Origin of the sequence: Spongiibacter sp. UBA1325 (assembly GCF_002306875.1) — a bacterium.
GTDB classification, from domain to species: Bacteria; Pseudomonadota; Gammaproteobacteria; order Pseudomonadales; family Spongiibacteraceae; genus Spongiibacter; species Spongiibacter marinus.
This window is the reverse complement of sequence record NZ_DBTD01000009.1, coordinates 523,756-543,199: the sequence shown is the minus strand read 5'-3', so window position 1 is coordinate 543,199 and position 19,444 is coordinate 523,756. Positions and strand designations below refer to the sequence as shown.

The following is a 19,444-nucleotide window of genomic DNA, read 5'->3' as shown; positions in this document are numbered from 1 at the left end:
CTTGTGTTGCTAATCTGGGTGTGGCCAAAGCCAGTATTATTGCAAAAGTCTGAGGCAAAAACGTCAGGCATAAAAAAAGCCGCGACCAGCGCGGCTTTTTGCAATCTCGCGAAGAGGCCTTACTTGATTTTGGCTTCTTTGTAGATCACGTGCTTGCGAACAACCGGGTCGTATTTTTTAAATTCGAACTTGTCCGGAGTGTTACGCTTGTTTTTAGTGGTCGTGTAGAAGTGACCAGTGCCCGCGCTGGAGACCAGACGGATTTTATCGCTAGCGCCTTTCTTCGCCATGATGGTTCTCCTTAGTATTTTTCGCCACGGGCGCGCAGATCAGCCAGAACTGCATCGATGCCCTTTTTGTCGATGATACGCATGCCCTTGGCAGATACGCGCAAGGTTACGAAACGTTTTTCTGCTTCAACCCAGAAACGGTGGCTGTGCAGGTTTGGCAAAAAACGACGACGGGTGCGGTTTTTTGCGTGGGATACATTGTTACCGGTTACCGGACGCTTACCAGTAACTTGACATACTCTGGACATGATTTTCCTTCGCCTCTTTAAGCTTTTTACGCAAAAAAGCCCGATGAATTCTGCTTCAAAACTTTCGCTTTAAAAAATATGGGCCGCAGCACCGGGAAAACCAGTGCCCGAATCAGGCTCGCTTGACACCGCGCAGCGGTCAGACCCAAATTGAGCGCGACTTTATACCAGAAGCCTCCCCCCTAATCAATGAAACTGGTGAAAAAACCAGCATTGCGGTGCAGATGTGCCGCTATCGCCATTGCCAGTTGCGTGTTAAGCTCAAATTTGTATCGCGCGCGACTAAATTCGCGCCCGCACACATTTTGAGAATCAGCCCCGTGGAGGCCACCCAGTTATGTCACGCGACGCTCTGTTTACCCCCTTCTCCTGCAAGTCATTGCGGCTACCCAATCGCCTGGCCATGGCACCGATGACGCGCTCGCACTCGCCCGGCGGTATTATCTCCGATGCCATGCGCGGCTACTACCAGCGTCGCGCCGAAGGCGGCGTCGGCCTGATCATCTCCGAGGGAACAGGCATTGGCCGCCCCGGCGCGCTCAACGACGCCAAGGTTCCCCGTTTTCACGGCGAAGCCGAGCTCGCCGCGTGGCAGCAGGTTGTCGAAGCGGTACACGATGCCGGTGGCCACTTTGCCCCCCAGCTTTGGCACGTGGGCGCGATGCGGGCCGCGGGCGGCGCCGAGCGCATTGACGACGCGCTACTAGAGAGCCCGTCAGGGATTCCCTCACCCGGAAAAACCCGGGGCCGCGTCATGTCCGACAGCGACATTGCCGACACCATTGATGCCTTTGCCCAAGCGGCCCTCGCCGCGAAGCAAATCGGCTGCGACGCCGCCGAGTTTCACGGCGCCCACGGCTACCTGATTGATGAATTCTTCTGGGGGCCGACCAACCAGCGCGACGACAAATATGGCGGCAAGACGCTGGTAGAGCGCAGCCGCTTTGCGGTGGAGATTCTCAAAGCGGCGCGGGCAGCGGTGGGTGAAGACTTTGCGCTGATCCTGCGAATTTCCCAGTGGAAGCAACAGGACTATCAGGCCCGACTCGCCGACACCCCCGAGGAAATGGCCGCCTGGCTTGAGGCGCTCAGCGACGCCGGGGCCGATATTTTCCACTGTTCACAGCGCCGCTTTTGGGAACCGGAGTTTGAGGGGTCGTCACTGAATTTTGCCGGCTGGGCGAAGAAGCTGACCGGCAAACCCACTATCAGCGTCGGCTCGGTTGGCCTTGAGGGCGACTTCCTCGACACACTAGCCAAAGGGATGTCATCTGAGCGCGACCAGCACCAGCGCATGGACGAACTCGAGCAGCGCATGAGCGACGGCGAGTTCGACCTGATCGCGGTTGGCCGGGCACTGCTGCAAGACCCCAATTGGGTCGCCAAGTTGCACGATGGCCGCGAAGACGAGCTGCAAAGCTTTGATGTGAAGTCGATGATGGCCCTGAGCTAGCGCGCTTTACAAAAGGCCGCGCTCCGCCAGGGAAATCACCTCGGGGCCGGCCACAATGCAGTGATCTAACAAACGAATATCCAACAGCTGCACAGCCTCGCGGATGCGGGCCGTGATTCGCACATCGGCGTCGCTGGGCTCGGCGACCCCACTGGGGTGGTTGTGGGCAACGATTATCGCCGCGGCATTTAGCTCCAGAGCGCGACGGGCAATCTCCCGCGGGTAGACAGCGGCGCCGTCAATCGTGCCAAAAAACAGCGGCTCATAGGCAATCAGCGCATGCTGGTTGTCCAGATATAGCACCGCAAAAACCTCACGCCGCTCGCCGCGTAACTGGGCGCACAAATACTGTTTGGTCGCTGCCGCGCTGGCGAACACCTGCTCGCGCTGGAGGGCCTCAGCTAAATAGCGGCGGGACATCTCAATCACAGCCTGCAGCTGAACATACTTGGCATCACCCAGCCCCTTTGACTGGCAGAAGCGCTGCTGGGAGGCCGACATCAGTGCCGCCAGCCCCTCGTGCTCCGCCAACAACTCCCGTGCGAGATCAACCGCCGATTTGCCGCGTACGCCGGTTCGCAGAAAAATGGCGAGCAACTCGGCATCGGACAGCGCCTGGGCGCCACGCTGCAACAGTTTTTCACGGGGCCGTTCATCCGCGGGCCAATCACAGATTGCCATACCACCCTCCTTGGTGATGCTGCAAAGCAAAACGATGTTTATGGACGCTCCGCCTAGTGCCAATCGCCTTGAAAGTTCATAATAGCGGCTTTATTGGCAATATCGAGCCCAGGCATGAAGCAGCTCAGTAATCGACAAATCCTTCTCGGCATCACTGGTGGCATCGCCGCCTACAAAAGCGCCGAGCTAGTGCGCCGCCTCAAAGATCACGGCGCCGATGTGCGAGTGGTAATGACAGCCGCCGCAATGGAGTTCATTACCCCGCTCACCCTTCAAGCGCTGTCGGGCAACCCAGTGCACACGGCACTGCTCGACTCCGAAGCCGAAGCCGGTATGGGCCACATTGAACTGGCGCGCTGGGCGGACTTGATCCTCGTCGCGCCGGCCAGCTCCGACTTTATGGCGCGCCTGGCAAGCGGCCGCGGCGACGACTTACTGACCACCCTGTGCCTGGCAACACCCGCGCCCATCGCGCTGGCCCCGGCAATGAACCAGGGGATGTGGCGCGACCCCGCAACCCAGGCGAACGCCGACACGCTGCGCCAACGCGGTGTCGCCCTGTTCGGCCCCGCAGCCGGAGAACAGGCCTGCGGCGATATTGGCCCCGGCCGCATGCTCGAAGCCGAGCAACTGGCAGAGCTGGCAGCCGGGTTATTTAACAGCCGCGCGCTGGACGGTATTTCCCTGAGCATTACCGCCGGCCCCACGCGCGAAGCGATTGATCCGGTTCGCTATATCAGCAACCACAGCTCCGGCAAAATGGGCTACGCACTGGCCGAGGCGGCTGCCGACGCCGGTGCCCGCGTCACCTTAATTAGCGGCCCGACCCAGCTGCCCTGCCCGCCGCGAGTGACACGGGTAGATGTCATCAGCGCCGACGACATGTATCAGGCGAGCATTGCAAATATGGGCAGTTGCGATATTTTCATCGCCTGCGCCGCAGTCGCAGACTACCGCCCGGCCCACATCGAAGAGCAGAAAATAAAGAAGCAGAACACGTCGATGCATATCGAGCTGGTGCGCAACCCAGATATCGTTAGCGCTGTAGCCAGCCACGCTCAGCGGCCCTTCACGGTGGGCTTCGCTGCCGAAACGCAAGACGTTATTCACTACGCTAAAGGCAAACTCGAGAAAAAGAACCTCGATATGATTATTGCCAATGACGTCTCGGACACACGTATCGGCTTTAATTCTGATGAGAACAGCGTGACGATCATCGACCCCAGCGGACAACAAAAACTGGAGCAGATGGGTAAGCGCCAACTCGCGAAACAATTGATCGACCTTATCGCCGCGCGATACGCCGAGCAAAAGCGCGATCACAACGGCTGAGGCGGGCAAAGATTCTCCGCTTGTGCCGCCTTTCGCTAGACAGCAGCCCAATGCACTACCATGATGAAAGTTCTAAACCAACTTTTGCAGAAGATCAGCCAGGCCCATGACAAAAAAGCGTAGCGCCAAAGCGGCCGTTAAATTTCCACTTTCTCCTGCGCGCAGAGATATTCTCGCCTCCGGTATTGTCTGCGCCGCGTTGATTATCGGCGCGTTCTACTGGATCCAAACCATCGAGCTGCCGCGCAGCCTGAATCAAAACGTTATTGGTGTTACCAGCAATATCGCCGAACACCAGCGCAAAGTCGTTATCGATGTTGTCGACTCAATCGGCAAGCGGGTTAGCGCCCAGGCGGCAAGTCCCGCCATCGCCGAGGCACTGATCCGCGGAGATCAACAGCGGCTTAAGCAGCAGGAGCGCGACCTGCAACGCAGCTTCCCTGCGGCAATAGATGCCAAGCTTATTCAGCTGGGCGATCAAGGTATCGCCGACGAGCGCAGCCAAACGGATCGGCTGCGCAACCACATAGAAATAGACATGCTGCGCAAAGCCACTGACACCGGCAAGCTCACCATAGAAGCCTACCGCCACGACGGCCAGTGGATCATCTCGATGCTGCAGCAAGTGAATGCACGCGGCGCCATTATCGTTAGCTTTGATAGCCAATTTTTTGCGCGCATCCTGCGAAATATTGCAGGCACCAGCGTGCACAGCGAGTTGGTGCAGCGCTACAAAGACCGAGAAGACATCGTCATTGCCGCTGACTCAAAACAATTTAGCGAGTATATGGTGAGCCGGAACCTACCCGTGCCCGGCTGGACATTGCATGTGCTGCCGCAGTCGGCAATGCTAGAGACACTGCGCGTCGACGGTACACTTATTTGGCTTGCGGGTTTGCTTTGCCTTGGCATCATCGTCGGCAGCCACAGCATTTTCTTTCTTCGCGCCGATCAACAGCAAAGCAGCCCAGCGCCGCAACCCGCCCCTGCCACCAAGTCACCGCCACCCAGCCTCGAGCAGCAGCTGGCCCGCAAACTGGCTGCGCGAAAGCCCAGTGAAAGCGACCAAGGTACGGCGCCATTTAACCCCCAAGGCAGCCTAACCCCGCCCCTCCCCGAAGCGGCACCACTGCGGAAAAAAGCCGCCGCGCACGCCGAGCCTCCTGCTCCCCAGCCAGCGACAGATACAGAGCCGGAAGAGAGCGGCCCGGCTTTGGCATTGAACTGCTTTCGCGCCTATGACATCCGCGGCATTGCCGACCGCGACCTTAGCGACGCGCACTGCGTGCAAATTGGCCTGGCGCTGGGCAGCGAGGCCCAGGCGCGCGGCCACAGCAAAATGCTGCTGGGGCGCGATGGCCGCAACAGCAGCCCACGCATTCGCGAAGCCTTACTCAAAGGCCTGTTAGGCAGTGGCGTTGATGTTGTCGATTTAGGCATTATCGCGACGCCCATGCTCAACTTCGCCTGCAACGACCTGAATATTGGCAGCGCCGTAATGATCACCGGCAGCCACAACCCCGCTGACCACAATGGCATGAAAATGCTGTTGGATTTTCAGAGCCTCACGAGCGACGACATACAGTCCTTGGCGCGACGCATTGAAAGCCAGAATTTCGCCAGTGGCGACGGCCAACTCAGCAACGACAGCATTGAGCAACGCTACATCGACCGAATATGCAGTGATGTCGTGGTCGCACAGAGTTTGAAAGTGGTCATCGACGCCGGCAATGGCGCCACCGCCAACATTGTTGTGCCACTGTTTGAAGAACTGGGCTGCGAGGTGGTGCCGCTGTTCTGCAACATCGACGGCAGCTTTCCCAACCGCGACCCCGACCCCACGATCCCGGAGCACCTGGATGCTCTCGCCGCAGCGGTTAGCGAGCACCAAGCAGATATCGGCATCGCCTTTGATGGCGACGGCGATCGCGTAGCGGTAGTAAGCGCCAGCGGCCGACGCCCCCGCGCCGACGAATTACTGATGCTGCTCGCCGACGACATGGTGAGCCGCAACCCCGGCTGCGAGGTGTTGTTCGACGTAAAATGCAGCCGTCTGCTCAGCCAGCTTATTGTGAATCACGGCGGCCGCCCCACCATGTGGAAATGCGGCCACTCACATATGAAGCGTAAGATGGCCGACAGCGATGCACTGCTCGGCGGCGAGTTCAGCGGCCACATCTTCTTTAAAGAGCGCTGGTATGGCTTTGATGATGGCATGTACGCGGCGGCGCGCCTGCTTGAAGCGCTCACGCTGGCCGGCACCACCCTCGACGACGAACTGGCCGGCTACCCGAGCTTGCACAGTAGCCCGGAGATACTGATCGCCGTGGACGACGAGCGAAAATTCTCGCTGGTGCAAAGCTTCGCGAATCACGCCAAGTTTGACGACGCCCAGCTTATCGACATTGACGGCCTGCGCTACGAATTTCGCAATGGCTGGGGCTTATTGCGCGCCTCGAATACCGGGCCGGCAATCTCCCTGCGCTTTGAAGCAGACAGCCCGGCCGCCCTGGATGGAATTCGTGAAAGCTTCGCACAAACCCTGGCGAAGATTGATCCGACCCTGGCAGATGGTCTTTAATAGTCACCCTTTTTATACGGCCGACTAATCGGCCCCCAGCACGAGAAACACTATGTCACTCAGCCGCGACGCTGCGGGCGATGTCGCCCGCGTTCTGACCGAAGCACTGCCTTATATTCAGCGCTTCACCGGCAAAACCATCGTTGTAAAGTTTGGCGGCAACGCCATGGTCGACGACCAGCTCAAGGAGCACTTTGCGCGAGACATCGTGCTGATGAAACTGGTTGGCATGAATCCCGTGGTGGTTCACGGCGGTGGCCCGCAGATTGGCGACCTGCTAAAACGGCTGCAGATCGAATCGCGCTTTGTGGAAGGCATGCGCGTGACCGATAGCGACACCATGGACGTGGTCGAAATGGTGCTGGGCGGCAGCGTCAACAAAGAAATTGTCTCACTGCTCAACCACAACGGCGGCAAGGCCGTAGGCCTGACAGGCAAAGACGGCCAATTAATTCGCGCCCGCAAGCTCAAGGTTCGCCACAAGACACCAGAAATGTCGGCCCCGGAGATTATCGATATTGGCCATGTTGGCGAGGTGGAAAGTGTTAGCACCGACGTGCTGGATATGTTGGTAAACAGCGACTTTATCCCGGTGATTGCTCCCATCGGGGTCGGCCCGGATGGCGCCTCATACAACATCAATGCCGACTTGGTTGCAGGGAAAATTGCCGAGGTCTTGAAGGCTGAGAAGCTGATGCTGCTCACCAATATCGAGGGCCTGAAAAACAAAGAAGGCAAAGTCCTCACCGGGCTGAGTACCGAACAGGTCGACGCGCTGATTGAAGACGGCACCATTTATGGCGGCATGTTACCGAAGATCGGCTGCGCACTCAGTGCCGTGAATGCCGGCGTGAACAGCGCCCATATTATCGATGGCCGCGTGCCCCATGCCGTCCTGCTGGAAATCTTCACCGACACCGGTGTGGGCACCCTCATCACCAACAGCAGCGTGCAAGCTGCAGACAGCGGCGAATAAGGCAGGCCATGACTAAGCGACCTTCTCGCCGCGACGAAATTCTGCAGTCTCTGGCCACCATGCTGGAAAGTCAGCCGGGCAGCCGTATTACCACGGCAAAACTGGCTGCCGAAGTCGGTGTTTCCGAGGCGGCGCTATACCGCCACTTCCCCAGCAAGGCGAAGATGTTTGAAGGCCTGATTGAGTTTGTAGAAGAGGCTATTTTCAGTCGCGTTGCGCTGATTTGCAGCGAAGAGGAGCAGGCAGAAGCGCAGCTCGCTAAAATCCTTCACCTGCTGCTGGCTTTTACCGAACGCAACCCCGGCATTACTCGCATTTTCAATGGCGATGCCCTGGCGGGCGAGCACGAGCGCTTGCGCAGCCGCGTGCAACAATTTTACGACCGACTGGAAATGCAGCTGCGACAAATATTGCGCGAAGCCGAACTTCGCGAGGGGCTGCGCACCCAGGCCACCGCCAATACCACAGCAAACTTACTGATGGCCTGCGTAGAGGGGCGTATCGGGCAATTTGTGCGCAGTGAATTCAAGCGCCTGCCGAGCGCAGACTGGGATGACCAATGGCAGCTACTGCGAGCGACCGTATTCCGCTAGCCGCTAATTGCTCTCGCTGTGAAAAGCACGGCGTCGTTTTACATTTTCCTGCAGCTGAGAGAAGCGGGCCTTGTCTCGCTCGTAGGCCTCTTCCACCTCGAACAATTCCGCGTTGCGTCGCTCAAGGTCACTCTCGGTAGCACTGACTTCGCGACGCAAATCATTTAGCGTTTTCGCCAATGCCTCAGGAACGGAGCGACCGCGGCGCTCCTGCTCGGCCGCTTCAGACTGATTCTTTCTAACCTTGTCTTTCAGCGCCGACAAATTGCTCTTCAGTATCGAAATGCGTACCCGTATGTCATTGAGTGCACGCGCCTTGGCGTGGTCAATATCGGCGGTGTCGCTGTAACGCAGCAGCAGGGATTCATCCCAAGCGCGCATTTTTTCCTCGGCTTCAGCTCGCGCTTTTGCCACCGCTTTCTCGCGCTCCCACGCCTCCCGCTCGGCGCCGGTCAGCTGCGCGGCCACACTCTTCACTACACTGCCGTCAACGCGGATCACATCGTAGCCGCGCGGCACGACATCAGGTGGTAAGCGATCGAGGATAACCACCTTATTGTTGGCATCGACGTAGCGATAAAACAGCTTCTCTGCCGCCAGGGCAGGCGCGCTCACTACGGCCAACGCGAGGCATAGTGGGCTGAGAAACCGTAACGACCAACAAGGCATAAACTCTCACTCTCCTGTTTTTTGTGAACTATAACGACACACCGTAGCGCTCACGATACGCACTTACCCTAGATACTAGTTCAGGATCGCCTGCACCGGCATTCAGATACTCAACAATATCGTTAAGGCCAACAATACTAATGACTGCCAGGTCGCGCTCGCGTTCCAGCTCCTGAATCGCCGACAGCTCACCCTTGCCGCGCTCCTGGCGGTCGAGACCAATCGCCACCGCCGCCACGCTGGCGCCCGCGGCTTCGATCATTGTAATGGCCTCGCGTATCGCCGTACCCGCAGTAATCACGTCGTCAATAATCAATACACGGCCCTGCAGCGCCGCGCCCACCAAGGTACCGCCCTCGCCATGGTCTTTGGCTTCTTTGCGGTTATAGGCAAAGGGAATGTCGATATTGTGGCGCTCTGCAAGTGCACAGGCCGTCGCCGCAGCCAGAGGAATCCCCTTGTATGCCGGGCCAAACAACACGTCGAACTGCACCCCCGAGTCCACAATGGCGTCGGCATAGCAGGCCGCCAATGCGCTTAAGGCGCCACCGCTGCTAAAACGGCCGGCGTTAAAGAAATACGGGCTGACACGTCCCGACTTCAGGGTGAATTCACCAAAACACAGCGCATCGCTGTCGATGGCCTGGCGGATAAACTGCTGCTGGAAAGGCTTAATACTCATGGGCGGCTACGACTCATCTCACAAAAGCTGGACTGTAGAGCCCCTTATTGTACGCACCGCGGTGGCCGCGGCCCAGAGCGAAGCGCGGGCATTGTAGGCAAAACTCCGCGGAACGCCCTCAATCATGGTGTTTTTGCCGACATTCACGCCCAATTGATTGTCGTAAAAAGGGTTTCATTGTAGTCTAAACACCTGTTTAGTACGGACTTTGCAAGTGTCGATCTCGTCGCATCGCAATCTCCTTTAGAGGCTTGCAACGCACACAGCACGGCCTACTCTGCCCCAATAATGGCGGGCGACAGTATCGTTGAATAAGGGCATCAGGCCCGCTTAGTAGACACACGGGAAGCACATGAGAATCATCAGCTTTTGCGCTGACAGCATCACTGATGCTGCGGAAAGAGGCTTTTTTGACTGGGTCGTCAAGCAGGACGCGGATATCATCTGCCTGCAAAACCTGGGTATAGCCGAGTACAAGCTTCGCGACGACGTCTTCTTCCCCCGCGAGTATAACCCGTACTTTTTTGATGCCGCCGATGGCAAAAGTAACGGTGTTGCGATTTACTGCAAACAGCTACCCAAAGCCATTATGACTGGCCTCGGCTTCATGGATTTTGATATGGATGGCCTCTACATCCAGGCCGATTTCGACAATATCAGCATCGGCAGCCTGCTGGCACCCAGCGTCCCCGACGGCGACAGCGAGGCGCAGATCCGCAAAAATAACTTCTTTGAGCAGTATTACAACCACCTGCACAAAGTCCGCAACAAGCGCCGCGACTTCGTCATTTGCGGCAACTGGGGCATCGCCCACAAAAGCATTGATATTCAGGATGTGAAGGGCAACCACGGCGTATCAGGCAGCCTTACTGAAGAGCAGCAGTGGATGGAACGCTTGTTCCATGAAGAACACTACGCTGACGCCTTCCGCCTGGTGAATACCGATGCCGATGAGTTCAGCTATTGGCCCGACGGCGAGCCAGGCAAAAACGGCTGGCGCGTAGACTATCAGGTGGTGTCAGAAAGGCTGATTCCGCGCGTTGAGTACGGCGCCATCTACAAAGTGCAGCAATTCGGCAAGCACGCGCCGGTAATCATGGATTACGACTACGAATTGCCAGAAAGCGCCTTTTAAGCTTATAAGCGGCGGAGGCTGAGCCTCCGCCGCACGCCCGCTACTCCGCTAAAGCGGCCTGCTGCGCCGCGATCAACTCGGCTATACCCTTCTCTGCCAAATCCAGCATCGCATTCATTTCATTGCGATTGAAAGTTGCACCCTCAGCGGTTCCCTGCACTTCAATAATGCCGCCCGCCTCGTCCATAACCACATTCATATCGGTCTCTGCTGACGAGTCTTCAATGTAGTCCAGGTCCAACACTGGCTGACCTTCATAAACCCCAACGGAAACCGCAGCCACCATTTGCTTGAGGGGGTCAGCGCTGATCGCGCCGCTGCGCTGCAAATGCCGAATGGCATCAACCAATGCAACGCCAGCGCCAGTAATGGATGCTGTGCGCGTGCCGCCATCAGCTTGGATAACATCGCAGTCCAGCGTAATAGTGTGTTCACCCAGCAAGCTCAAATCCACCGCGGCACGCAGCGAGCGGCCAATTAAACGCTGAATTTCCTGAGTGCGGCCCGACTGCTTACCGCGCGCCGCCTCGCGCCCCATCCGACTGCCGGTACTGCGCGGCAACATGCCGTATTCAGCCGTGATCCAGCCCTGTCCCTTGCCGCGCAAAAACGGCGGAACGCTAGCATCAACCGAGGCCGTACACAGCACCTTCGTTGCACCGGTTTCGATCAATACAGAACCCTCGGCGTGACAGGTGTAGTTGCGGGTAATACGCAGCTCGCGTTTTTCATCGGCGCTGCGGCCACTCGGTCGAACAAAACTCATAGCAATCTCCTCTACTGAAGCGCGACAGTATACCTGCCGCACAGGCACTGAAGCGAAACCCGTTTCCCGCTACAATGCCAAGCCTGCGTATCAATACCGTGACAAGACGCTACTAACAGGGGACGCCCGTGACTATTTGCAGTATGACCGCCTTCGCCCACCGCCGCAGTGAACATGACTGGGGTACCGCCATCTGGGAGTTGCGCTCCGTCAATCACCGCTACCTGGAGCTGTCGTTTAAACTCCCCGAGAACTGGCGCCAGTTGGAACCAGAGCTGCGCGATCGGCTGCGCAAGACGCTGCAACGCGGCAAAGTGGAATGCTCGCTGCGTATTAACCTGCAAGAACAAGAGCAAAGCCTGACGCTTAACCAAGAGCTGGCCGAGCAGCTGCTCAACACTGCAAACGCCCTGCGGGCCGATATTGCCCATGCTGCGCCTATCAACGTACTAGAAGTATTGCGCTGGCCTGGCGTCATGCAAAATGCCCAGGTCGACAGCGACACCATTAGCAAGGCACTGCTGACCAGCTTTGAGCAAGCCCTGCAAGACCAATGCGACAATCGCCAACGCGAAGGCCTAGCACTCGCCGACCTGATCGAGCAACGCCTCGTCAGCATTGACAGCATCGTCGCCGATTTACGTCAGCGCATGCCGGAAATCGTCAGTGGCCAACGGGATAAACTTCGCCAGCGGCTCGCCGACCTGAAAGCGGAGCTCGACGCCGAGCGGCTCGAACAGGAAATGGCCCTCATTGCCCAGAAAGCCGATGTCGATGAAGAACTCGACCGCCTCGACACCCACGTAAAAGAAGTGCGCCGCGTACTCAAAAAAGGCGGCGCAGTGGGTCGGCGGCTCGACTTCTTAATGCAGGAGCTCAACCGCGAGGCCAACACCCTGTCGTCCAAAGCCGTTGTTGCCGAAAGCACCCAGGCCGCAGTTGAACTGAAAGTACTGATCGAGCAAATGCGCGAACAGATCCAGAATATTGAGTAAGCTCATTGTGCCGTCATCCAGCTTACTGACGGCAACCGGCTTTTCTGAGGAACTAACCAGCCGTAGTTTTTACAGCCGATATCTCATTGATTTTTAATAGGTTTATAATTATTTCGGTATTATTCCGGAAGCGCTATTTCGCCCTTATCAATCAGCATTAAATTTATTAATTAGGAATTATTTTGACCTGAACACGAGTTATCCCAGGGCCATAAACGCCCCATGGCCAAGAACGTAAATGAAGCAGACCATGTAATCAGTAGAAAACCGTTAAGCGCTTCCATGGCGGTAATAAACCGAATATGGCCTTCAGGCTGAATATCGCCCAAACCCAAAGTCGTATAGACAACACCCGAATAATATAAATAACTCATGGCATCAGTAACTGGTGAACCTCGAAATGTGCCAAGTTCAAATGAGGTCACTGATAAGCTGTAAGTGACTGCGTATATGCCAATTTCTACAATATGTGTAAGAAACAGCACAACGACAATCACTAACACCTGTGTATGTGTTGGAAGCTTAAGCTTTGGGGTGTTTTCACCCAACCAAAGCAACACCCGATAGTGAAGAGCAAAAGTCACTGCAACCAGGGCAAACGCCAACACGACAGCCAGTATCACGCGGAATTTCCTCCTTCGCGTATTTGAGGGAAGTTTTCCGGCGTGGCAGAGTCTGTCCTTCTTTTTTCCTGGAGCTGTAAAATAAAGCTATAAATAACCGGCAATACCAACAGATTGAGAACCATAACCGTCAGCATTCCGCCCAGCATTGGCGCAGCAATGCGATGCGTAACGTCCGACCCGGTACCGCTACTCAACATAATGGGAACTAATCCTGCCATGGTCGAGGTCGCCGTCATAGCCACCGGTCGTACACGCTTTGATGTTGCCGAGAGTACAGCGTCCTTGATTTCATCAAACGACAAAACACCTTGAGCAGCAGCCCGCCGCTTGGCAACCTCCGTATCAATAAAGCTTAATACCAGCACACCAATTTCCGCCGCCATCCCCGCCAACGCTATAAAACCTACAGCCACGGCGACTGACATATTGTAATCATTGATATAGATAATCCAGATGCCACCAACCAAGCCAAACGGAATTGACATCATCACTACTAATGGCTCGGTGATATTGCGGAAATTGAAATAGAGCAACAGGAATATAATAAGAAGCGTTGCTGGTGCGACAATACTCAAACGCGCTGCGGCCCGCTCCATATACTCAAACTGCCCCGACCAGGTAATCGTATAGCCAGCAGGCACTGTGACCTGCTCCTCAAGGACACGCTTTGCCTTGTTAACAAAGCCACCGATATCCGAGGTTGAAATATCAACATATATCCAGGCATTGGGCCGCGCATCTTCACTTTTTATAACCGGCGGGCCACGCTGATAATCAATATCCGCGACCATCGCCAGCGGAATTTGCGTACCTGTTGGCGTGGGTATCAGTACCCTTTTTAGCGTCTCCATGTCATCACGCAATTCACGCGGATACCGTAGATTCACCGGATAGCGTTCAAGCCCTTCGACCGTTTCGGTGATATTCATGCCGCCAATAGCACTTTGGACAATGTCTTGCACGGCACCTACGGTAAGACCATAGCGCGCTGCGCTCTCCCGGTTGATTTTAAAATCAAGATAATAACCGCCCACTGCTCGGTCACCAAAGGCTGAGGTTGTTTCCGGCAGTGTTTTCATGGCTTGCTCAATATCCTGGGAAACCTGCTGCAGAACATTGAGATCAGGCCCTGACACCTTGATACCAATAGGCGTTTTAATACCCGTCGATAGCATGTCGATACGGGTCTTGATCGGCATTGTCCAGGCGTTGGCTAAACCAGGAAACTGTATCGCCTGATCCATTTCATTCATCAGATCCTTGGTAGATTTTGAGGGGTCTGGCCATTCTTCTTTAGGCTTTAGACGTACGGTTGTCTCGATCATAGCCAGAGGCGCCGAGTCAGTCGCTGATTCTGCTCGCCCAACTTTACCAAATACATGGTGTACCTCAGGAAATGTAGACAGGATTTTGTCAGTTTGTTGTAGTAGCTCCTTGGCTTTAGTAATCGAAATACCCGGAAATGTGGTCGGCATATAGAGGATATCGCCCTCATCTAGGGGCGGCATAAATTCACTACCCAGCTTCGAATAGGGGTAATAAGTGACCGCCAACAAACCTAGCGCCAATGCCAGTGTGACACTCCTCCATCGCATGGCGAGCTTCAGGGTGGGCCCATGAATCGCGTGAAGCGCGCGATTGATCGGGTTTTTATGCTCAGCCACGATGTTACCGCGTAGAAAGTAACCCATCATCACAGGAACAAGGGTAATCGCCAGAATAGCTGACGCCGCCATCGCATAGGTTGCAGTAAAGGCCAACGGGCTAAATAACCGCCCTTCTTGCGCCTGCATGGTGAAGATGGGTAGAAATGACACGGTGATAACGAGCAGCGAGAAAAACAACGCTGGCCCTACTTCTTGACAAGATGCCCGAATCGTTTTCCAGCGTTCATCCAGGGTCAGATCACTTCCTTTATCTTCACGAGCCTCAGCTAACCGGCTGTGGGCATTTTCCACCATTACAATCGCCCCATCGACCATCGTGCCAATGGTGATCGCTATCCCTCCCAATGACATGATATTGGCATTCAATCCTTGAATACGCATGACGATAAAGGCCATCAGGATTCCTAAAGGCAGCGTGATAATCGCCACGAACGCTGATCGCGCGTGTAACAAAAACAAGATCACCACCAAGCTAACAATAACCAGCTCCTGAAAGAGTGAGGTATTCAGGCTTTTAACCGCTCGCTCAATCAAATCGCCACGGTCATACACGGGAACAATCTCAACGCCTTCAGGCAAGCCGGCCTTCAGTTCTTCCAGCTTGGCTCGCACCGCCTGAATAGTCGCCAATGCATTTTCGCCAAAACGCATAATGACAACGCCACCAGCAACCTCACCTTCACCGTTAAGATCAACCAACCCCCGGCGAAGCTCAGGACCTATTTGCACATGCGCCACATCTTGAAGTCGAATGGGAGTGCCGTCTTTATCCACACTAACGGGGATGCTATTGAGGTCATCAATCGACTGTATATACCCTAGGCCACGAACCATATATTCCGTTTCAGCCATTTCCACTAGACGGCCACCTACATCTTTGTTGGACATTTTGATGGCCGTCTTGATTTTGTTTAGCGGGATGCTGTAACGAAGTAAGGCGTTGGGGTCGACTTCAACTTGATACTGTTTTACGTAGCCACCAACTGACGCAACTTCAGCGACCCCTTGCACCGTTTGCAAGGGATAACGCAAGTACCAATCCTGCAGAGAGCGCAGTTGCGCCAGATCATGCTTACCTGCTTTATCGACCAAAGCATATTCATATATCCAGCCAACCCCAGTAGCATCTGGACCTAGCGTCGGCGTAATACCTTGAGGCAACCGACCACTCACGTAGTTGATCGATTCCAGCACCCGTGATCTCGCCCAATACATATCGGTGCCATCTTCAAAAATAATGTACACAAAAGACAGTCCAAAAAACGAGTAACCTCTAACCACTTTGGTCTTAGGTACCGCCAGCATTGAAGTGGTTAACGGGTATGTCACCTGATCTTCTACTACTTGGGGAGACTGACCTGGATACTTGGTAAAAATGATAACCTGAACGTCGGACAAATCTGGGATGGCGTCCAACGGCGCATTTTTATAGGCAAACAATCCGACTAGCGCGACAATGACAGTCGCAATCAGCACCATAAAACGATCACGCAGAGAGGCATTAATAATGGCATTAATCATGGTCATGCACCCCATGCGTTAAATCATCCGTCTTTTCGCTCATATCCATGTCCGCGTGACCATTCATCTGCATCTGGGAATGCTCAATCATATCCTCCTTGCTATGTTCCATTTCCTTAGGGCTTTGCATAGTCTTTGCGCCATCTTCTGAACTAGTATCAGAGCTGTTCAGCACTTCCATCATCTTGGCAGTTGCTTCGCGTAACTTTGATTCCGAATCCACCAAGAACTGAGCCGAAGTGACAACTTCTTCCCCTGCATCCACACCGCTCAACACGGCAACCTGACCATTGGACTCGATACCTAGCTCTACCAGCCGTGGCTCGAACTTACCCGGCGCTCTAACCACAAACACCTGTGTCCGCCCACCCGAACGGATCACCGACTCTGCAGGTATTACCACAGCATTGTTTTGGGCGTCCGACTGGATACTCACTTCTGCAAACATATCGGGTCGTAACAACAACTCACTGTTGTCGAAAACAAGCCGCACCTTGGTAGTCCGTGTTGTCGGCTCGGCGTAAGGGTAGATATAGTCCAGCGAGCCCGTGAAGGTTTTCCCGGGCACTGAGGCTAGCGTCATCTCAACCTCATCACCCACCTTGACCCAGGGCAACTCATATTCGTATACATCGGCGTATACCCAAACCTGACTTAGGTCTACCATCATGTAGAGTTCAGTTTTCGGTGTCACATACTGCCCATGACGCGAGCCAATGCGTATTACCGTTCCCGCCACTGGAGAGTGGATATGAAGGCTCTTCTTTATCTCTCGACTCTGCTCCAACTCTTGAACTTGATGTTCAGGCACATCCAACAACTGTAGCCGCTCACGGGAACTTTTGACCAAATCCCGTGCTCCCTGTTTAATCTCGTCAAATGGACTCTTCTCCAGTGCTGTTAGATTATTCAGTGCCAACAAATATTCTTGCTGCGCGGAAACAAGCTTCGGGGAATAAATGCTTAGCAAAATGTCATCGTCAGCAACATTTTGCCCTGTCTTATCTACCCGTATTTCCTCTATCCATCCTTCGACTTTAGGGTGTAGACGAGCCATACGCTCCTCATTAAAGTCTACCCTGCCCACAGCTCGGATAGTGCGACTAATGGCTGTCTGCTGCGCTATCGCGGTACGTACTCCAATGTTCTGTACAATCACGGGATCGATTTTGACAGTACCCACGACCTCATTGGACTCTTCATCGGCATAAACAGGCACATAATCCATACCCATCGAATCTTTTGCTGGCACAGGGGAAGTCACTGAAGGATTCATCGGGTTTCTATAGAAGAGTATCTCCCGCTCCGAGGGCTTATTATCTTCTTCGGCATAGACCGGTATATAGTCCATGCCCATTGAATCCTTCGCTGGCACAGGGGAAGTAACGCTTGGATTCATTGGGTTTCGATAAAATATCGGCTCTTTTTCATCAGTCGCTGCAGTAGTGGCAACACTCCTACCAGATAACCAATATCCAGCTCCTAGTCCTATACCTAGCATGAACACGGCTATAACTAGTGTCGATTTATTCATAAACAGATTCCTCGCCGACAGCGGCCTCCAGGCGTGCTAATGCTTGTTTTGCATCACTCAACGCCTTCCAATATTGCAATTCATAATTAAAGAGAGTCATTTGGCTGCGCACTAAGTTAAGAAAATCAACTTCACTGACCTGGTATCCTGCCAACATGGATTGAACGGTTTGCTGTGCTTGTGGAACGATGCCGCTGCCATACAATGAAAACTGTTGTTTAGCCTCTTGATAATCCGTAACAGCAGAGGATATTGCAGCCATTACTAAGCCTTTCTCATCCAGTAAGGCGTAGCGATTCATTTGTAGCTCACTGCTTCTTTGCGAAACAGCTTTGGACTGTTTCCTGCCAGAATAAAGCGGAACCTTCACACCCACCATGACGGAGAAGAAATCTGAACGCGAACCACCCATAGGCGGAGGGTTGTCTCCGGTTCTATCACCGTAAGTAACCCCCAATTTAAAATCGGGGTAGTAGTCACGCTTAGCCAGATCCAGGCGTGACTGGGCGGCCTCGATTTTAGTTTCCATTTTTTTGAGTAGCGGACGCGAAGATTCTGCTTGCAGATAGAGCGCGTTCTCATCGGCCAAAGCCGGCATTAACTTGGAAACCTGATCAGGTAAGACAATGACATCATTCGCCGGTCTATCCATCAGGATATTGAGTTTAATCGCCTGGTTGCGACGTATCGCTTTCAATTGAATTTCTTGATCCATCAATCTGGAAAGCTCTAACTGGGCGAGCAGCACATCCTGCTGCAATCCCTTTCCTGTTTCATACTTAGTTTGTGCAACCGTAATAAATTGCTGAAGTAAGGCCTGGTTGCTTTTTACTGTATCCAAAGCACGATCTAGATAATAAAGTTGCCACCATTTACTCTTCACATTCTTCACGAGCAGTAAACGCACCTCATCGACTGAGTGCCCAGCTGCCTTTGCGTCATATTCAGCAGCTTCTTCTTTTAGCCCCAGCTTTCCCGGAAAAGGAATAACCTGAATGACACCTACCTGAAGCTGAGTCATGGGCTCCTGATCTCTGTCGAAGCTGTCGGTGGGGAAATTCATGGCATTCAAGCTGACCATAGGGTCTGGCAGGGCTCCAACTTGGGACGGCACCTCTAATAAGGCTTTATAGCGTTCTTGCACTTCGGCCAAATTTGGATTGTCACTGACAGCCACTTCAACAGCCGAATGTTCATTTAACACCGAGGAATTAACTTCACTGGCATACACGTTATTATTAACAATAAGGAGCTGCGTTAAAAATAATGAAAATGCGTATGTGCGCGAAAAAACTGTTCCCCTAAATTTTAGCTTTTTTAGCATAGTTATAACCTCCGTTCTCTTTAACTATCAGCACACCGCGGTACATTTGCATTTGGCAGGTGAACGGGTATTCCCCTGATGCTAGAGGCGGCAGGCTGATGTCTTTGGATTTGTTTAAAGGCAGCTCTTCGCTGATATCGAAATCTGCAAAAACCACGGTTGCCGCACAAGGCGATGCGTCTTTGCGGAGGAAGCGTAACGTCGTATCTTGGCCCGCCACCAATCGAATTCTTGAAGGCTCATACGTGCCGTTATCCACCACGATGGTCACGGTGTTTTTATCTGCTGAAACAGCCTGGGGCTTATAAAGCCAGAACCACCAGACAATTAGTGCAATCAGTAGTATACCCAGCAGGTTAATGATCATCATG

18 protein-coding genes are annotated in these 19,444 nt (G+C 54.2%); 7 read left to right on the top strand and 11 right to left on the bottom strand.

What is annotated here, in order from left to right; translation table 11 throughout:
• Window positions 1-119: 119 nt before the first annotated feature.
• Window positions 120-290 (bottom strand): 50S ribosomal protein L33, encoded by a 171-nt coding sequence (rpmG, locus tag B3K78_RS11080; protein ID WP_022959072.1) that lies wholly within the window; start codon window positions 288-290, stop codon window positions 120-122.
• An 11-nt stretch (window positions 291-301) separates the two neighbouring features.
• The gene (gene rpmB, locus B3K78_RS11075) at window positions 302-538 is read right to left on the bottom strand and encodes a 50S ribosomal protein L28 (RefSeq protein ID WP_022959071.1); all 237 of its coding nucleotides are present in this window, start codon (window positions 536-538) and stop codon (window positions 302-304) included.
• A 337-nt stretch (window positions 539-875) separates the two neighbouring features.
• Here rpmB and B3K78_RS11070 point away from each other — a divergent pair, with 337 nt between their 5' ends.
• The gene (locus tag B3K78_RS11070) at window positions 876-1,991 is read left to right on the top strand and encodes an NADH:flavin oxidoreductase (protein ID WP_286695504.1); all 1,116 of its coding nucleotides are present in this window, start codon (window positions 876-878) and stop codon (window positions 1,989-1,991) included.
• A gap of 6 nt (window positions 1,992-1,997) precedes the next feature.
• On the opposite strand, the gene radC is transcribed toward B3K78_RS11070, so the two are convergent.
• A complete protein-coding gene (radC, locus tag B3K78_RS11065) occupies window positions 1,998-2,672 on the bottom strand; it encodes a RadC family protein (protein WP_204997121.1) in 675 nt (224 codons plus the stop codon).
• Window positions 2,673-2,786: 114 nt separating this feature from the next.
• Between radC and coaBC the strand changes: the two genes are divergently transcribed.
• The 4 genes from coaBC (at window position 2,787) to slmA (ending at window position 8,154) form a co-directional block, all read left to right on the top strand.
• The gene (gene coaBC / locus B3K78_RS11060; RefSeq protein ID WP_286695503.1) at window positions 2,787-4,004 is read left to right on the top strand and encodes a bifunctional phosphopantothenoylcysteine decarboxylase/phosphopantothenate--cysteine ligase CoaBC; all 1,218 of its coding nucleotides are present in this window, start codon (window positions 2,787-2,789) and stop codon (window positions 4,002-4,004) included.
• 106 nt (window positions 4,005-4,110) lie between these two features.
• On the top strand, window positions 4,111-6,585 hold the full coding sequence (locus B3K78_RS11055) for a phosphomannomutase/phosphoglucomutase (RefSeq protein ID WP_286695502.1): 2,475 nt from the start codon (window positions 4,111-4,113) through the stop codon (window positions 6,583-6,585).
• A gap of 52 nt (window positions 6,586-6,637) precedes the next feature.
• A complete protein-coding gene (argB, locus tag B3K78_RS11050) occupies window positions 6,638-7,561 on the top strand; it encodes an acetylglutamate kinase (RefSeq protein ID WP_204997116.1) in 924 nt (307 codons plus the stop codon).
• 8 nt (window positions 7,562-7,569) lie between these two features.
• Window positions 7,570-8,154, top strand: a complete 585-nt coding sequence (gene slmA, locus B3K78_RS11045) for a nucleoid occlusion factor SlmA (RefSeq protein ID WP_286695501.1) — start codon at window positions 7,570-7,572, stop codon at window positions 8,152-8,154.
• Window positions 8,155-8,157: 3 nt separating this feature from the next.
• On the opposite strand, the gene B3K78_RS11040 is transcribed toward slmA, so the two are convergent.
• Window positions 8,158-8,823, bottom strand: a complete 666-nt coding sequence (locus tag B3K78_RS11040) for a hypothetical protein (RefSeq protein ID WP_286695500.1) — start codon at window positions 8,821-8,823, stop codon at window positions 8,158-8,160.
• Window positions 8,824-8,851: 28 nt separating this feature from the next.
• A complete protein-coding gene (pyrE, locus tag B3K78_RS11035; RefSeq protein WP_027874795.1) occupies window positions 8,852-9,505 on the bottom strand; it encodes an orotate phosphoribosyltransferase in 654 nt (217 codons plus the stop codon).
• Between the two features lie 352 nt (window positions 9,506-9,857).
• Here pyrE and B3K78_RS11030 point away from each other — a divergent pair, with 352 nt between their 5' ends.
• On the top strand, window positions 9,858-10,640 hold the full coding sequence (locus B3K78_RS11030; RefSeq protein WP_286695499.1) for an exodeoxyribonuclease III: 783 nt from the start codon (window positions 9,858-9,860) through the stop codon (window positions 10,638-10,640).
• A 40-nt stretch (window positions 10,641-10,680) separates the two neighbouring features.
• Here the strand turns inward: B3K78_RS11030 and rph are convergent, their stop codons facing one another.
• Window positions 10,681-11,406, bottom strand: a complete 726-nt coding sequence (rph, locus tag B3K78_RS11025; RefSeq protein ID WP_286695498.1) for a ribonuclease PH — start codon at window positions 11,404-11,406, stop codon at window positions 10,681-10,683.
• Between the two features lie 143 nt (window positions 11,407-11,549).
• On the opposite strand from rph, the gene B3K78_RS11020 reads away from it, so the two are divergent.
• Window positions 11,550-12,401 (top strand): YicC/YloC family endoribonuclease, encoded by an 852-nt coding sequence (locus B3K78_RS11020; RefSeq protein ID WP_286695646.1) that lies wholly within the window; start codon window positions 11,550-11,552, stop codon window positions 12,399-12,401.
• A 170-nt stretch (window positions 12,402-12,571) separates the two neighbouring features.
• On the opposite strand, the gene B3K78_RS11015 is transcribed toward B3K78_RS11020, so the two are convergent.
• From B3K78_RS11015 to B3K78_RS10995, 5 genes are read right to left on the bottom strand one after another with little or no spacing between them, the layout of a single operon-like run.
• Window positions 12,572-13,024, bottom strand: a complete 453-nt coding sequence (locus B3K78_RS11015) for an ion channel (RefSeq protein ID WP_286695497.1) — start codon at window positions 13,022-13,024, stop codon at window positions 12,572-12,574.
• Window positions 13,021-16,215: an efflux RND transporter permease subunit gene (locus B3K78_RS11010; RefSeq protein WP_286695496.1), complete on the bottom strand. Its 3,195-nt coding sequence runs from the start codon at window positions 16,213-16,215 to the stop codon at window positions 13,021-13,023. The genes B3K78_RS11015 and B3K78_RS11010 overlap by 4 nt, the downstream gene beginning before the upstream one ends.
• Entirely contained in the window at window positions 16,208-17,749 is a 1,542-nt protein-coding gene (locus B3K78_RS11005; protein ID WP_286695495.1) for an efflux RND transporter periplasmic adaptor subunit, read from the bottom strand. Before B3K78_RS11005 ends, B3K78_RS11010 begins: the two co-directional genes overlap by 8 nt.
• Window positions 17,742-19,073, bottom strand: coding sequence for a TolC family protein (locus tag B3K78_RS11000; protein ID WP_286695494.1), 1,332 nt, complete (start codon window positions 19,071-19,073; stop codon window positions 17,742-17,744). The genes B3K78_RS11005 and B3K78_RS11000 overlap by 8 nt, the downstream gene beginning before the upstream one ends.
• Window positions 19,051-19,443, bottom strand: a complete 393-nt coding sequence (locus B3K78_RS10995; RefSeq protein ID WP_286695493.1) for a cupredoxin domain-containing protein — start codon at window positions 19,441-19,443, stop codon at window positions 19,051-19,053. The genes B3K78_RS11000 and B3K78_RS10995 overlap by 23 nt, the downstream gene beginning before the upstream one ends.
• Between the last annotated feature and the right edge of the window lies 1 nt (window position 19,444).